The sequence below is a fragment of the Pseudomonas sp. CBC3 genome (genome assembly GCF_037967085.1).
GTDB lineage: Bacteria > Pseudomonadota > Gammaproteobacteria > Pseudomonadales > Pseudomonadaceae > Stutzerimonas.
The window spans coordinates 762381-777602 of record NZ_JBANEO010000002.1; the positions used below are offsets into that span (position 1 = coordinate 762381).

Here is a 15222-nt window from a genome sequence, read left to right on the forward strand (position 1 = left end):
CTTACTCCTTCGCCTCGTGGCGGCCCAGGTGGAAGGCGGCGACCAGCGCTGCCAGTAGCAGCATGGAAGCCAGCTCGACGGCCAGCAGGTAAGGCCCGAACAGGGCGATGCCGACTTCCTTGGGACCGACGGTGGTCAGGCCGGCCGGTGCGTATTCCGGCGCCGAGAACAAGGCCCAGAGCAGCTGCGCCAGTAGGATCGCCGCCAGCAGCGACGGGCCGATCCACACGCGCGGCGCCATCCAGGCGCGCTCCTGGCCGGCGGTATTGCGACCCAGGTTGAGCATCATCACCACGAACACGAAGAGCACCATGATGGCGCCGGCATAGACGATGATTTCCAGCGCGCCGGCAAAGGGCGCACCGAGGGCGAAGAAGCACATCGACACGGCCAGCAGCGAGGTGATCAGGTAGAGCAGGGCGTGCACCGGATTGCTGCCGGTGATCACGTGTAGCGTGGCGACCACGGCCACGCCGGCGGAAAAGTAGAAGGCGAATTCCATCAACGCATCCTCGACCGATGGGTGTCCGGCGCGAAGCCGGCATGCGGGAAACCTGCGAATAGACAGCGCGTCATGGCAACAACCCCTTGACGTTGATCGGCTCCGCCTCGTTCTGCGCGGCGCCCTTCGGTTTGCCGGCAATGGCCAGGCCCGAGACGCGGTAGAAGTTGTAGTCGTGATACTTGCCCGTGCCGGAAATCAGCAGGTCTTCCTTCTCGTACACCAGGTCCTGGCGCTTGTATTCGCCCATCTCGAAATCCGGGGTGAGCTGGATCGCGTTGGTTGGGCAGGCTTCTTCGCAAAGGCCGCAGAAGATGCAGCGCGAGAAGTTGATGCGGAAGAACTCCGGATACCAGCGGCCTTCATCGGTTTCGGCCTTCTGCAGCGAGATGCAGCCCACCGGGCAGGCCACCGCGCAGAGGTTGCAGGCCACGCAGCGCTCTTCGCCGTCGGGATCGCGGGTCAGGACGATGCGACCGCGATAGCGCGGCGGCAGGTAGACCTGCTCTTCGGGGTACTGCAGGGTGTCGCGCTTGCGAAAGCCGTGGCTGAAGACCATCACCAGGCTGCGCAGTTGGGTGTAGGTGCCGTGCAGCACCGCGCCAATGTACTTGAACATCGAATTCTCTCCTTACTGGGCCGCGGCCAGCACGAGCGCGCCGGTCACCAGCAGGTTGATCAGGGTCAGCGGCAGGCAGAATTTCCAGCCGAAGGCCATCACCTGGTCGTAGCGCGGGCGCGGCAGCGAGGCGCGCAACAGCACGAACAGCATGATGAAGAAAGCGGTCTTGATCGCGAACCAGAAGAACGACAGCCAGGGCAGGGTGTCGAGGAATGGCCCATGCCAGCCGCCGAAGAACAGCGTGGTCAGCAGCGCCGAGATGGTCACGATGCCGATGTATTCGCCGACGAAGAACATGCCCCATTTCATCCCGGCGTACTCGACGTGGTAACCGTCGGCCAGCTCCTGCTCGGCCTCCGGCTGGTCGAAGGGGTGGCGGTGGGTGACCGCGACGCCAGCAACAAAGAAGGTACAGAAGCCCAGGAACTGCGGAATGATGAACCACAGGTTCTGCTGCTGGTATTCGACAATGTCGCGCATGTTGAACGAACCGACCTGGGCGACGATGCCCATCAGCGACAGCCCGAGGAACACCTCGTAGGACACCGTCTGCGCCGAGGCGCGCAGGGCGCCGAGCAGGGCGAACTTGTTGTTGCTCGCCCAGCCTGCGAACAGCACCGCGTACACCGTGAGGCCGGCCATGGCGAAGAAGAACAGCAGGCCGATGTTCAGGTCCGCTACGCCCCAGGTCGGGGTGACCGGCACGATGACGAAGGCCAGCAGCAGCGAGCTCATCGCCACCACCGGCGCCAGGGTGAAGATCAGCCGGTCGGAGAACGGTGGATTCCAATCCTCCTTGAAGAACATCTTCAGCATGTCGGCGGCGATCTGGAACATGCCGAACGGCCCGACCCGGTTGGGGCCGTAGCGATCCTGCCACCAGCCCAGCAGGCGGCGTTCGACGAAGCTCAGCAGAGCACCGCACACCACCACCGCCAGCATGATCACCAGCGCCTTGACCACGGCGATGATCACGTCGATCACTTCGGGAGTCAGCCAGCTCATCGCGACGCCTCCAGTTCAGTGGCCAGGCAGGTGCCGTTCAGTACCGGAATGCCTTCGAGGCCGACCGGCAGACCGACCAGACCGAGGCCCAGCGATTCATCGATGCGCACCGGCAGTTGCAGGTGCGCATCGGCGACCCGCAGGCTGAGCAGTTCGCCTTCGGCCACGCCGAGGCGCTCGGCTTCGGCTTCGGCCAGGGCGACATAGGGCTGCGGGATACGGCTCTGGATAGGTGCGGCAAGCGCTGTGGTTTCCTCGCTGCCGAACAGATGATGCAGCGGCACCACCTGCCAGCTGCCAAGCGCGGGGGCGAAAGCGGCGGGGGCGGATCTCCAGGCCAGATCCTGGCGGACGTCGTCGAGCAGGCGCACACCGGGGTCGCCGGCACGCAGATGACCGCCGACCTCGTCCTGGAACTTGTTCCAGGCCTGTGGCGAGTTCCATCCCGGTGACCAGGCGAAGGGAATCTGCTGGCGATCCTCTTTGCTGCCGGAATAACCTTCCATGGAATAGGCGAACGGCGAGTCCTGGTCCTGCGGCTGACGCGGCTCGTGCACGCTGATGTTGGCGCGCATGGCGGTGCGTCCGCTGTAGCGCAGCGGCTCGCGTGCCATTTTCAGGCCCTTGATGCGGAACGAGGAAAGCGGTGCGGCGGCCAGAATGCCCTGCAGCTGCGGGTTGGCCGCGGCGCAATCGGCGGTGGCCTGATCCAGATTGGTCCAGTCCACTGCCTTGCCTTGCAGCGTGCACTGCAGCGCGTGCATCCAGCGCCAGCCTTCGCGCACCAGGATCTTGCCGTCGTAGTAGCTGGGCTCGAAGACCTGGAAGAAGCGCTGCGCGCGGCCTTCCTGACTGACCAGGGTGCCATCGGCTTCGGCGAAGCTGGCGGCGGACAGCACCAGATGGGCCTTGGCCGTGGTGGCGGTCTGCTGGTGATCGGCGACGATGACGGCCTTGGCAGCGGCCAATGCCTTGTCCACCTTGGCCTGATCGGCGCGGCGGTAGAGGTCGTTTTCCAGCACGATCACGGCCTCGGCCTCGCCGGCGATCAGCGCATCCAGCGCGGCATCCACGGATTCGCCACCGAGTAGCGTCACGCCGAGGCTGTTGGCTTCCGGCACGACGAGGCTGATCGAAGCGTTCTTCTCGCGATTTTTCAGCGCCTGGGCAATGTTGCCGGCGGCTTCGATCAGGCTCTTCTCGCCCAGTGAGGCGCCGCTGATCAGCAGCGGGCGCTTGGCGGCGAGCAGGGCGTCGGCGATCCGCTGCACCAGCTCGCGAGCTTCGGCTTCCAGGCCGTCAACGGCCGGCGCGCTGGGGTCGATGGCGTGCGCCACGGCGAAACCGAGACGGGCCAGATCGGCCGGCGCGGCGTGCACGCTCTGTTCGGCGATGTCGTCGAGACGGGTTTCGCTGACGCTGGCGATGAACACCGGATGCAGGGCGCCTTGTGCAACGTTCTGCACGGCGGCGATGTGCCAGTCCTGAATCTTCATCGAGGTGGCGATCTCGGTGGCCTTGCCCTTGGCGGCCTGGCGCACGGCCAGCGCCATGCGCGCGGCCGTCTGGGTCAGGTCTTCGCCGAGGATGAACACCGCATCGTGGCTTTCGATGTCTCGCATCGTCGGCACCGGCAGCGGGCCGTTCTGCAGCAGTTGGCGGATCAGCCGGATATTTTTCAGCTCGGCGGCGGCGATGCCGCTGTAGAAGTTTTCCGCACCGACCAGCGCACGCAGGGCGTGGTTGCTTTCCAGGCTGGCGCGTGGCGAGCCGATGCCAATCACCCGCCTGCCGCGCAGCAGCTCGGCGGCGCTATCCAGGGCGGCGTCGATGCCGAGCCTGTCCGCGCCCAGCAGCGGCTGGCGTGGGCGATCGCTGCGGTTGACGTAGCCGTAGCCGAAGCGCCCACGGTCGCAGAGGAAGTAGTGGTTCACCTCGCCGTTGAAACGGTTCTCGATGCGGCGGATTTCGCCATAGCGCTCGCCGGGGCTGATGTTGCAGCCGGAAGCGCAGCCGTGGCAGATGCTCGGTGCGAACTGCATGTCCCACTTGCGGCTGTAGCGCTCGGAGTGGGTCTTGTCGGTGAACACGCCGGTGGGGCAGACCTCGGTGAGGTTGCCGGAGAACTCGCTTTCCAGCACGCCGTCTTCGACTCGGCCGAAATAGACGTTGTCGTGTGCGCCAAACACGCCGAGGTCAGTGCCGCCAGCGTAGTCCTTGTAGTAGCGCGTGCAGCGGTAACAGGCGATGCAGCGGTTCATCTCATGGGCGATGAACGGGCCGAGTTCCTGGTTCTGGTGGGTGCGCTTGGTGAAGCGATAACGGCGCTGGTTGTGGCCGGTCATCACCGTCATGTCTTGCAGGTGGCAGTGACCGCCTTCCTCGCACACCGGGCAGTCGTGCGGGTGGTTGATCATCAGCCATTCGACCACGCTGGCGCGGAAGGCCTTGGCTTCCTCGTCGTCAATGGAGATCCAGCTGTTGTCGGTGGCGGGCGTCATGCAGGACATGACCAGGCGACCGCGGGTGTCGTTCTCGTCGCTGTACTGCTTTACCGCGCACTGGCGGCAGGCACCGACGCTACCCAGCGCCGGGTGCCAGCAGAAATAGGGAACGTCGAGGCCGAGGGACAGACAGGCCTGCAGCAGGTTGTCCGCCCCATCGACTTCGTAGTCTTTGCCGTCTACGTGGATAGTGGCCATTTCTAGGTCTTCTCATCCCGCTTGCGCGGGTCTGGCTAATAGGAAACTTTTTGTCCGCTGAAGGTTGAGGATCAGGGCTGGATGAGGCCGTACGGCTCTTTCATCCAGCGTTCAGCCTTCAGCGTCTTTCAATTCTTCATGCCGGCTGTGGAGGCGCGGTTGCCGCCTGGGCGACACCCGCCTCGAATTCGTCCCGGAAATACTTGATCGCGGCGCCCAGCGGCTCCACCGCGCCGGGTGCATGGGCGCAGAAGGTCTTGCCCGGGCCGAGGAAGTCCACCAGCCGCAGCAGGATGTCCAGGTCCTGGCGCGTGCCCTGGCCGCGCTCCAGTGCGCGCAGGGTCTTCACGCTCCAAGGCAGACCGTCACGGCACGGTGTGCACCAGCCGCAGGATTCGCGGGCGAAGAACTCTTCCATGTTGCGCAGCAGCGAGACCATGCTGACGGTGTGGTCGACGGCCAGCGCCAGGCCGGTGCCCATGCGGGTACCGACCTTGCCGATACCGCCGGCGTACATCTGCGCCTCGAGGTGCTCGGGCAGCAGGAAACCGGTGCCGGCACCGCCGGGCTGCCAGCATTTGAGGGTGTAGCCATCCTTCATGCCGCCGGCGTAATCCTCGAAGAGTTCGCGCGCGGTGATGCCGAAGGGCAGTTCCCAGATGCCAGGGTTCTTCACCTTGCCGGAGAAGCCCATCAGCTTGCTGCCATGATCTTCGCTGCCGGGACGCGCCAGTGACTTGTACCAGTCCACGCCGTTGCCGATGATCGCCGGCACGTTGCACAGGGTTTCGACGTTGTTGACGCAGGTCGGCTTGCCCCAGACGCCGACGGCAGCCGGAAAGGGCGGCTTGGCGCGCGGGTTGGCGCGGCGTCCTTCCAGCGAGTTGATCAGCGCGGTTTCCTCGCCGCAGATGTAGCGACCGGCGCCGGTGTGCACGAACAGTTCGAAATCGAAGCCGCTGTCGAGGATGTTCTTGCCCAACAGGCCGGCGGCCTTGGCTTCGTCGATGGCGCGGTTGAGGTTGCGCGCTGCATCGACGTATTCGCCGCGCAGGAAGATGTAGCCGCGATAGGCCTTGAGCGCGCGGGCGCTGATGATCATGCCTTCCACCAGCAGGTGCGGCAGCTGTTCCATCAGCAGGCGGTCCTTCCAGGTGTTGGGCTCCATCTCGTCCGCGTTGCACAGCAGGTAGCGGATGTTCAGCGATTCGTCGGCGGGCATCAGGCCCCACTTCACGCCCGTGGGGAAGCCCGCACCGCCACGGCCCTTGAGGCCGGATTCCTTCACCGTCTGCACGATGTCGGCCTGGGCCATTTCGGCCAGCGCCTTGCGCAGCGCGACGTAGCCGTTCTTCTGGCGATATTCGTCGAGCCAGACCGGCTGGCCGTCGTCGCGCAGGCGCCAGGTCAGCGGATGGGTTTCTTCGCTACGGGCGATGCGGTTGGCCGGACCGAAGGATGCCAATTGCTTCATGACGCTCATTGATAGGCCTCCAGCAACTGGGCGACGCCGCCGGGCTGAACGTCACCGAAGGTGTCGTCGTCGATCATCAGGGCCGGGGCCTTGTCGCAGTTGCCCAGGCAGCACACCGGAATCAGAGTGAAGCGGCCATCGGTGGAAGTCTGGCCGGGTTCGATGCCGATTTCGTTACGGATGCTGTCCAGTACGCTTTCATGGCCGCCGATGTAGCAGGTCATGCTGTCGCAGACGCGGATAATGTGGCGGCCCACCGGCACGCGGAAGATCTGGCTATAGAAGGTGGCCACGCCTTCGACATCGCTGGCCGGGATGCCGAGCACTTCGCCGATGGCATCGCAGGCGCCGTCCGGCACCCAGCCGCGCTGCTGCTGGACGATCTTCAGCGCCTCGATGCTGGCCGCACGCGGGTCTTCGTAATGGTGCATCTCATGCTCGATGGCCGAGCGTTCGGTTTCGCTGAGGACGAAACGGTCAGTCTTGATAACAGTGCTCATATCAGCGGTCCACGTCGGCCATAACGAAATCGATACTGCCCAGATAGGCGATCAGGTCCGGAATCATGCTGCCGCGGATCACCGAGGGGATCTGCTGCAGATGCGGGAAGCTGGGCGTCCGAATGCGCGTGCGGTAGCTCATGGTGCTGCCGTCGCTTGTCAGGTAATAGCTGTTGATGCCCTTGGTCGCTTCGATCATCTGGAAGCTCTCGTTGGCCGGCATCACCGGACCCCAGGAGACCTGCAGGAAGTGCGTGATCAGCGTTTCGATGTGCTCCAGCGTGCGCTCTTTCGGCGGCGGCGTGGTCAGCGGGTGGTCGGCTTTGTAGGGGCCTTCGGGCATGTGCTTGAGGCACTGCTCGATGATCTTCAGGCTCTCGCGCATCTCGCCCATCTTCACCATGCAGCGGTCATAGGCGTCGCCATTGACCGCCAGCGGCACTTCGAAATCGAAATGCTGATAGCCGGAGTAGGGGCGTGCCTTGCGAATGTCGAAGTCGCAGCCGGTGGCGCGCAGGCCGGCGCCGGTGGTGCCCCATTCCAGCGCTTCCTTGGTGTTGTAGGCGGCGACGCCCTTGGTGCGGCCGATGAGAATGCTGTTCTTCAGTGCGGCCTTTTCGTACTCATTGAGACGCTTGGGCATCCAATCGAGGAATTCGCGCACCAGCGTGTCCCAGCCGCGTGGCAGGTCGTGAGCGACGCCGCCGATGCGGTACCAGGCCGGGTGCATGCGGAAACCGGTGATGGCCTCGATGACCTTGTAGGCGCGCTGGCGGTCGGTGAAGGTGAAGAACACCGGCGTCATGGCGCCGACGTCTTGGATGTAGGTGCCGAGATAGAGCAGGTGGTTCTGGATGCGGAAGAACTCGGCCATCATCACGCGGATGAAGTCGACGCGCGACGGCACGGTGATCCCGGCTAGTTTCTCCACCGCCAGCACGTAAGGCAGGTTGTTCATCACCCCGCCGAGGTAGTCGATGCGGTCGGTGTAGGGGATGAAGCTGTGCCAGCTCTGGCGCTCGGCCATCTTCTCGGCGCCGCGATGGTGGTAGCCGATCTCCGGTACGCAATCGAGGATTTCCTCGCCATCGAGCTGCAGGATGATGCGGAAGGCACCGTGGGCCGAGGGGTGGTTCGGGCCGAGGTTGAGGAACATGTAGTCCTCGTGCTCGCTGTGGCGCTGCATGCCCCAGTCTTCGGGCTTGAAGCGCAGGGCTTCCTGCTCCAGATCCTGCTTGGCCGCGTTCAGGCTGTAGGGGTCGAACTCGGTGGCGCGCGCCGGGTAGTCCTTGCGCAGCGGGTGGCCTTCCCAGGTCGGCGGCATCAGCATGCGGGTGAGGAAGGGATGGCCTTCGAAGGTGATGCCGAACATGTCCCAGATCTCGCGCTCGTACCAGTTGGCGTTGGGCCAGACGGAGACGGCGGTGGGCAGGTTGAGATCGCCCTCCTTGAGCGCGACCTTGATCATCACATCGCTGTTTCGCTCAAGCGACATCAGGTGATAGAACACGCTGAAATCGGCGGTTGGCAGGCCACGGCGATTGGTGCGCAGGCGCTCATCGGTGGCGCTCAGGTCGTAGAGCATCACATAGGGCTTGCTGACCTGGCGCAGGAAGCCCAGCACCTCCATGAGCTTTTCGCGTGGCACCCAGAGTACTGGCATGCCGGTCAGGCTAGGTTGCAGCGTGAAGGTCTCGGCGCCGAAGCGCGCGTTCAGTTCGACGACGATATCCTGGTCGTCAGCCTTGTAGGGCGGGATGTACAGAGCATTGCCTGCAGTCATGATCTCGGTCGCTTTCGGTCAACGTTTGGGTGTGCGGAGGCCTTCCGGTCGGGAAAGCCGGAATTCACACGTCGTCGGGGCTGCGCAGGTTGGTGACCTGGATACGCTGTTCGCGTCGCTGTTCTTTCTGCGACGGCATCTCGGCGCGATAGACGCCTTGATCACCGACGACCCAGGAAAGCGGGCGACGCTCCTTGCCGATGGATTCCTGCAGCAGTTGCAAACCTTGCAGGAACGCCTCGGGGCGGGGCGGGCAGCCGGGTATGTACACGTCCACGGGGAGGAACTTGTCGACCCCCTGAACGACCGAGTAAATGTCGTACATACCACCGGAATTGGCGCACGAGCCCATGGAAATGACCCATTTGGGTTCGAGCATCTGTTCGTAAAGGCGCTGGATGACGGGTGCCATCTTGATGAAGCAGGTACCGGCAATGACCATGAAATCGGCCTGACGCGGCGAGGCGCGGATCACCTCGGCGCCGAAGCGGGCGATGTCATGAGGCGCGGTGAAGGCAGTGGTCATCTCCACATAGCAGCACGACAGGCCGAAGTTGTACGGCCAGAGGGAATTCTTGCGCCCCCAGTTGACCGCGCCACTCAGCACGTCTTCCAGCTTGCCCATGTAGATGTTGCGATGAACCTGGTCTTCTAATGGATCGGCAACAGTCTCCTGCTGGCCGATCGGATAACGGTCATTGACCGCATCCGGATCGATCCGGGTAAGTTTGTATTGCATGTGAAGAGCCTCATTGTTTTAGCTTCGCCTGTCGCTCGCGACGGCTGGATGGCGCCCAATCGAGCGCACCCACCCGCCAAAGGTAGACAAGACCCGCCAACAGAATTGCTATGAATACGGTAGCTTCAATGAGGCCCGCCCAGCCGCTTTCGCGCACCGAGACAGCCCAGGCAAAGAGATAAAGGGCTTCAACGTCGAAGATCACGAAGAGCATCGCGACCAGATAGAACTTTGCGGAGAAACGCAGCCGTGCGTTGCCCGTGGGCAGAATGCCGGACTCGAAAGGTTCGTTCTTGGCGCGGCCCCAGGCTTTGCTGCCGAGCAGGCTGGATACGCCGAGCATGAATGCGCATAGCGCGATAACGCCGAGAACAAATACAGCGAAGCCCCAGTTATGGGACAGGGATACATCAGGCATGCCGGGCCCCTTAACGGAACGGCTTATGTATGTCCAGCTTGCGACAGCGACCAAGCGTCGCAACCCCTAATGGCCGGGCATTCTATGCCTACCTAAAGTTTAAGTACATGTTTCTACATGAAACATATTGAAGTATTTCCCGTATTTCATTGATGGCTTCGATTGTTGTATTTCGCGAGACGGCGTCGAGCCGGGCGTTACGTAGGTGAATAGCCGGCTGTCGCAAAACTTGGATTAGTCGGCAGTTCATCCTGGTCGGTCAGGCTACACGGTTACCGGACATGGTCTGCGCGTGCGCGGCGACCTGGCCGATCACCAGGATCGCCGGACTTTTCAGCTGAAAGGCCAGGGCATCGCGGCACATGTCTGCCAGGCTGGAGCGGCATTCACGTTGCTGCGTAAGGGAGGCGTTTTCGATCATCGCGACGGCGGTCCACGCCGGCAGACCGCCTTCGATCAGGCCGGCCTGTACCTGATGCAGGCTGCTGACGCCCATGTAGACGACCAGTGTCGTGCCGGTTTTCGCCAGCGCGTGCCATTCGGGACTGCTGCCATCCAGCGTATGTGCTGTAACCAACGTAACGCCACGGGCGACGCCGCGATGGGTCAGCGAGATACCGCACTGGGTTGCGCCGGCAAGGCCTGCGGTTATGCCATTGACGATCTCCACTTCGACGCCACGCTCCGCAAGCCATTCCGCTTCTTCACCGCCACGTCCGAAAATGCACGGATCGCCGCCTTTCAGGCGCACCACACACTTGCCCTGGCGTGCGTAGCGCAACATCAATCTATGGATGAAGGCCTGCGGCGTCGAGCGGCAGCCGCCGCGCTTGCCCACCGGGATCACCCGCGCGTTCGGGCAGTGTTCGAGCACGGCGGGATTGACCAAGTCGTCGATCAGTACTACCTGCGCCTCGCCCATGGCCCGCACGGCCTTGAGCGTCAACAGTTCCGGATCACCGGGACCTGCTCCCACCAGCCATACTTTTGCGCTCATGTGTCTACCTCTCATGCTGCTTCGATCATGCTGACGATGCGCTATGCATCGCTTGTTCCGTCATCGATGTCGTTCAGGCCATCGTTGGCTGTTTCATCAGCAGTCGCCTGATTTCCGGTACGCAGGAACCACAGCTGGTCCCACAGCCCAGTTCACGCTTCAAACCATCCAGATCCAGGCCCCGCTCCATTCCCGCACAGACCGCGTCATGGCTGATGTTCATGCAGTTGCACAGAATCTTGCTGACGCGTATATCACTGCCAGGCGGCGTGCTTAGCGGGGCCAGTAACCAGCGGCGCAGCGCCGGATCGGCCTTGCCGTCGTGCCAGAGCTGCTTCAGCCAGTGGCGTGCGGCGGTTTCGCCGGACAGGCTGATGGCGACGATGCGGCCGTCTTCGATGCGCACCCGTTTGCCAACCCTGCGGCGCGGGTCGTCGTAGATCAGTACCGGACCTTCATCCAGTCGCAGCAAATGATTGAGCTGCGCCAGTAACGCTGTGCTCGGCGCCTCGCTACCAGCGGCGCGGATCACCAACGCTGCCTGGTCCCGCCCGGCAAGGCTGAAACTGGCGTAGGCGAACCCTTCGAACAATGGGCGCAGCGCCTCGAAACGTTGCTGCACCGAGCCTTCGACGAGGGCGAAGAACTGCCAGGGCAGCTCGATCTTCTCTACCTCGACACCGGCATGCTTGAGTTCGGGTTGCTTCGAAATCGGGTCGAATGCCGGCAACGTGAGCCGGTTGACGCCCAACCCCTTGAGGAAGCGATCACCCCAATGCATGGGCATGAAGACCTGGCCAGGGCGCAGGCTGTCGTCCTCGCGTACCGGCAACAGCAGCTCGCCACGGCGGCTGCGGACCTTGACCAGTTGGCCATCGAGCAGTAGGCGGCTACGCATGTCCTCGGCGCTCATGCTCAGCAGCGCTTCTTCGACATAGCCGAACAGGCGCGCGGCGGTGCCGGTGCGGCTCATGCCATGCCAGTGATCGCGAAGCCGACCTGTGTTCAGCGTCAGCGGGAATTGGGTTTCGCGTTTCTCCTTCGGCGCCTGATAGTGCTCAGCGATAAAGCGTGCGCGGCCGTTATCGGTCGGAAACACGCTGTCGCCGTAGAGCCGCGGCGTGCCTCGCTGGCTGCCGGCAGGGAAGGGCCATTGCTGTGGGCCGAGCTGGTCAATCACCGCGTGACTGAGACCGGACAGGTCCAGGTCACGGCCCTGGGTGAGCAATTTGTATTCCTCGAACAGCGCGGCGGCGGTGTCGAACGCGAACAGGCTGGCTTGACCGGGGCGCATCAGGATTTCCAGCCGGCGAGCAAAATCACAGGTGATCGACCAATCGGTGCGCGCCTCGCCCGGTGCGGGAATGGCGCGTCGCACATGGCTGACGCGGCGCTCGGAGTTGGTTACGGTGCCGTCCTTTTCGCCCCAGCTGGCGGCGGGCAGCAGCAGGTCGGCGTAGCGGCAGGTCTCGGTGGTGAAAAAAGCTTCCTGGACGACCACGAAAGGGCACGCCGCCAGCGCTTGATGAATGCTCTGCTGATCAGGCATCGACTGCGCGGGATTGGTGCAGGCGATCCACAGCGCCTTGACCTTGCCGCTGCGTACGGCATCGAACAGTTCGATGGCAGACAGGCCCGGCGCTTCAGGCAGCGCAGGGATGTTCCAGTAATTAGCGACTTCGGCACGATGCCCCGCGTTGCCCGATTCACGATGGCCTGGCAACAGGTTGGACAGGCTGCCGGTTTCGCGTCCGCCCATGGCGTTGGGCTGGCCAGTCAGCGAGAAGGGCCCGGCGCCGGATTTGCCAATCTGGCCGGTAGCCAGGTGCAAATTGATCAGCGCGCTGTTCTTGGCGCTGCCGGATGTCGACTGGTTCACGCCCATGCACCAGAGCGACAGAAAGCTAGGCGCGCTACCAATCAAACGAGCACAAATCTGCAGATCTTCGGTGCTGATGCCGCACAGGTCCGCGACCCTGGCCGGACTGTATTCACGCACCATGTCCCCGAGTTCGTCGAAGCCATCGGTGTGGGCCTCGATAAAGTTCCGGTCGACCCAGCCCTCGCACAGGAGTAGGTGCAGAATGCCGTGGAACAGCGCGACATCGCTGCCGGGCAGGATCGCCAGGTGCAGGTCGGCCAGGTCGCAGGTGTCGGTGCGGCGCGGGTCGACCACGATGACTTTCATTTCTGGTCGCTTCGCCTTGGCTTCTTCCAGGCGGCGAAACAGCACCGGGTGGGCATAGGCCATGTTGCTACCGACGATCAGCAAACAGTCGCTTTGTTCGATGTCTTCGTAGCTGCAGGGCGGGGCGTCGGCGCCGAGGCTGCGTTTGTAACCGACCACGGCGGACGACATGCACAGGCGCGAGTTGGAGTCGATATTGTTGGTGCCGACCAGCGCGCGGGCGAGCTTGTTGAACGCATAGTAATCCTCGGTCAGCAACTGACCGGAGATGTAGAAGGCGACGCTGTCCGGGCCGTGTTTGGCAATCGTCTCGGCGAATACATGAGCGGCATGGTCGAGCGCGCTGTCCCAGCCGGTGCGGGCACGGGCCAGGCCCTTGCTCAGGCGCAGCTCGGGGTAGAGCGCGCGGGCGTCGAGATCACCGGTCAGGTGCAAGGTCGATCCCTTGCTGCACAGCTTGCCGAAGTTGGCTGGATGATTCGGGTCGCCAGCGACATCGAGGATGCGCTCGCCGTCGTGTTCGATCAGCACGCCGCAGCCGACGCCGCAGTAGCAGCAGGTGGAGGCGGTGGTTTGGCGCATGGCGTTCTCTCCTGACTCGGTGGGACAGTGCGCCGTCAGGCGCATTCGGTTGCGCTATCCGTTGAAAGCCGAACGGCGCCGGATTCGCTACCGTTGCGCCGGGCATCAGCCCCAACGCCCGAGTCGGGGCCGAACATCAAGCAATCCCGAATATCACTGACGTTCTGACTCTCGCGTACCTGGCGTAAATACCAGCCGGCATCGGAGGTGTCGCCGTACAGGCAGGCGCCGACGAGGACGTCGTCCTTGATCACCAGTTTCTTGTAGACGCCGCCGATGGGGTCGGAGAGTGTGATGGTCTCGGTGCCTTCACCGCCGATGAAATCACCGGCGGAGAACAGGTCGATTCCGGTGACCTTCAGCTTGGTCGACGTCACCGAGCCCGGGTAACGGGAGAAGCCCAGCATCGCCAGGTGATTGGCGCAGACCTGGGCCTGTTCGAACAAGGGTGCGACCAGCCCATAGGCGGTGCCCCGATGGCTGGCGCATTCGCCGACGGCATAGATGCGAGGGTCGTAGGTCTGCAGGGTGTCGCTGACGAGAATGCCGCGGTTGCAGGGGATTCCGGCCTGCTCCGCCAGCGCGCTATTGGGGCGGATGCCGGCGGCCATGACCACCAGATCGGCGTCGATCAGCTCGCCGTCGGTGAAGCGTACGGCCTGGACCCGGCCCTGATCGTTGCCGATCAGTTCGGCGGTCTGCTTGTTCATCCTGAAGGTCAGGCCGCGGGCTTGCAGCGCGTTCTGCAGCAAGGTGCCGGCGCTCTGGTCGAGCTGGCGCTCCATTGGCCATTCGCCGAGGTGCACTACGGTCACCTGCATGCCGCGCAGCTTCAGGCCGTTGGCCGCTTCCAGCCCAAGCAACCCGCCACCGATCACCACAGCGTGTTTATGGTTCCTGGCGGCGTCCAGCATCGCCTGGGTGTCGGCGATATCGCGATAGCCGATCACCCCGTCCAGCCGGTTACCGGGAATCGGCAGGATTAACGGTGTCGAACCGGTGGCGATGAGCAGGCGGTCATACTCGGCTTCGCTGCCGTCTTCGGCTATGACCCGACGCCTGATCCGGTCGATCTGAATCACCTTGCGGTTGAGTAACAGGCGGATGCCGTTCTTCGCATACCAGTCGAGGTCGTTGAGCACGATCTCCTCGAAGGTCTGCTCGCCGGCCAATACGGGCGAAAGCAGGATACGGTTGTAATTGGGATGGGGCTCGGCACCGAATACCGTGATGTCGTAGAGATCGGGGGCGAGCTTGAGCAGTTCCTCCAGGGTACGAACCCCGGCCATGCCATTGCCGATCATTACGAGTCTGAGTTTTTTCATACCGTTCTCCGCGCGGGCTGGGCGTCAACGAAAAAGGCGCCCCCACCAGTTACCCGGTGAGGACGCCTTTGTCCTTGTTCCGTATTCGGAGCCCGGCCCTCCACGTTGAAGACCCGGCTTGATGTTGCTCCTGACAATGCAGGGGCTGTGCCAATCCTGTGTTCGCTTGTTTTCCGGCGCTTCGCGTCAGCGACGGGGAATGCTGAGGCGGTGTTTTTGCACCGCTATGATGCGCGCCGTGCAGCACTGGTGCAGCCAAACTGCCTAGCACGCGGAAAATTCGCCGTTGACAGCACCCGTGCCGCTTTTTATTGTTTCGCCTCATGCGCCGATTTAGTCAGCTACTTGCGGGGCGCCTGGAGCCGAAGGCTTCGAAATACCGCTA

General features: G+C 63.3%; 11 protein-coding genes and 1 pseudogene. All 12 read right to left on the reverse strand.

Translation table 11 applies throughout. The features are described from left to right. Position 1: 1 nt before the first annotated feature. Positions 2–502, reverse strand: coding sequence for an NADH-quinone oxidoreductase subunit J (nuoJ, locus tag V6943_RS10740; RefSeq protein WP_181102252.1), 501 nt, complete (start codon positions 500–502; stop codon positions 2–4). 70 nt (positions 503–572) lie between these two features. Further along, the gene (nuoI, locus tag V6943_RS10745) at positions 573–1121 is read right to left on the reverse strand and encodes an NADH-quinone oxidoreductase subunit NuoI (protein ID WP_131648466.1); all 549 of its coding nucleotides are present in this window, start codon (positions 1119–1121) and stop codon (positions 573–575) included. 12 nt (positions 1122–1133) lie between these two features. Next, positions 1134–2129 carry an NADH-quinone oxidoreductase subunit NuoH gene (nuoH, locus tag V6943_RS10750; protein ID WP_340553451.1) on the reverse strand — a complete coding sequence of 332 codons (996 nt, stop codon included), beginning with the start codon at positions 2127–2129 and terminating at the stop codon, positions 1134–1136. Then, entirely contained in the window at positions 2126–4831 is a 2706-nt protein-coding gene (nuoG, locus tag V6943_RS10755) for an NADH-quinone oxidoreductase subunit NuoG (RefSeq protein WP_340553452.1), read from the reverse strand. Before nuoG ends, nuoH begins: the two co-directional genes overlap by 4 nt. 136 nt (positions 4832–4967) lie before the next feature. Beyond that, positions 4968–6305, reverse strand: a complete 1338-nt coding sequence (gene nuoF / locus V6943_RS10760) for an NADH-quinone oxidoreductase subunit NuoF (RefSeq protein WP_340553708.1) — start codon at positions 6303–6305, stop codon at positions 4968–4970. A 5-nt stretch (positions 6306–6310) separates the two neighbouring features. After that, on the reverse strand, positions 6311–6805 hold the full coding sequence (gene nuoE, locus V6943_RS10765) for an NADH-quinone oxidoreductase subunit NuoE (protein WP_340553453.1): 495 nt from the start codon (positions 6803–6805) through the stop codon (positions 6311–6313). A 1-nt stretch (position 6806) separates the two neighbouring features. Further along, positions 6807–8588, reverse strand: coding sequence for an NADH-quinone oxidoreductase subunit C/D (nuoC, locus tag V6943_RS10770; RefSeq protein WP_340553454.1), 1782 nt, complete (start codon positions 8586–8588; stop codon positions 6807–6809). Positions 8589–8652: 64 nt separating this feature from the next. Continuing rightward, entirely contained in the window at positions 8653–9327 is a 675-nt protein-coding gene (locus V6943_RS10775; RefSeq protein ID WP_340553455.1) for a NuoB/complex I 20 kDa subunit family protein, read from the reverse strand. Between the two features lie 10 nt (positions 9328–9337). Further along, complete coding sequence (locus V6943_RS10780) at positions 9338–9745, reverse strand: NADH-quinone oxidoreductase subunit A (RefSeq protein WP_131648471.1); 408 nt, start codon at positions 9743–9745, stop codon at positions 9338–9340. Between the two features lie 259 nt (positions 9746–10004). After that, complete coding sequence (gene cobA / locus V6943_RS10785; protein ID WP_181102242.1) at positions 10005–10742, reverse strand: uroporphyrinogen-III C-methyltransferase; 738 nt, start codon at positions 10740–10742, stop codon at positions 10005–10007. 73 nt (positions 10743–10815) lie between these two features. Continuing rightward, positions 10816–13512: a nitrate reductase gene (locus tag V6943_RS10790; RefSeq protein WP_340553456.1), complete on the reverse strand. Its 2697-nt coding sequence runs from the start codon at positions 13510–13512 to the stop codon at positions 10816–10818. Between the two features lie 124 nt (positions 13513–13636). Further along, a pseudogene (locus tag V6943_RS10795) lies at positions 13637–14837 on the reverse strand (NAD(P)/FAD-dependent oxidoreductase); the annotation flags it as partial. Positions 14838–15222 lie beyond the last annotated feature (385 nt).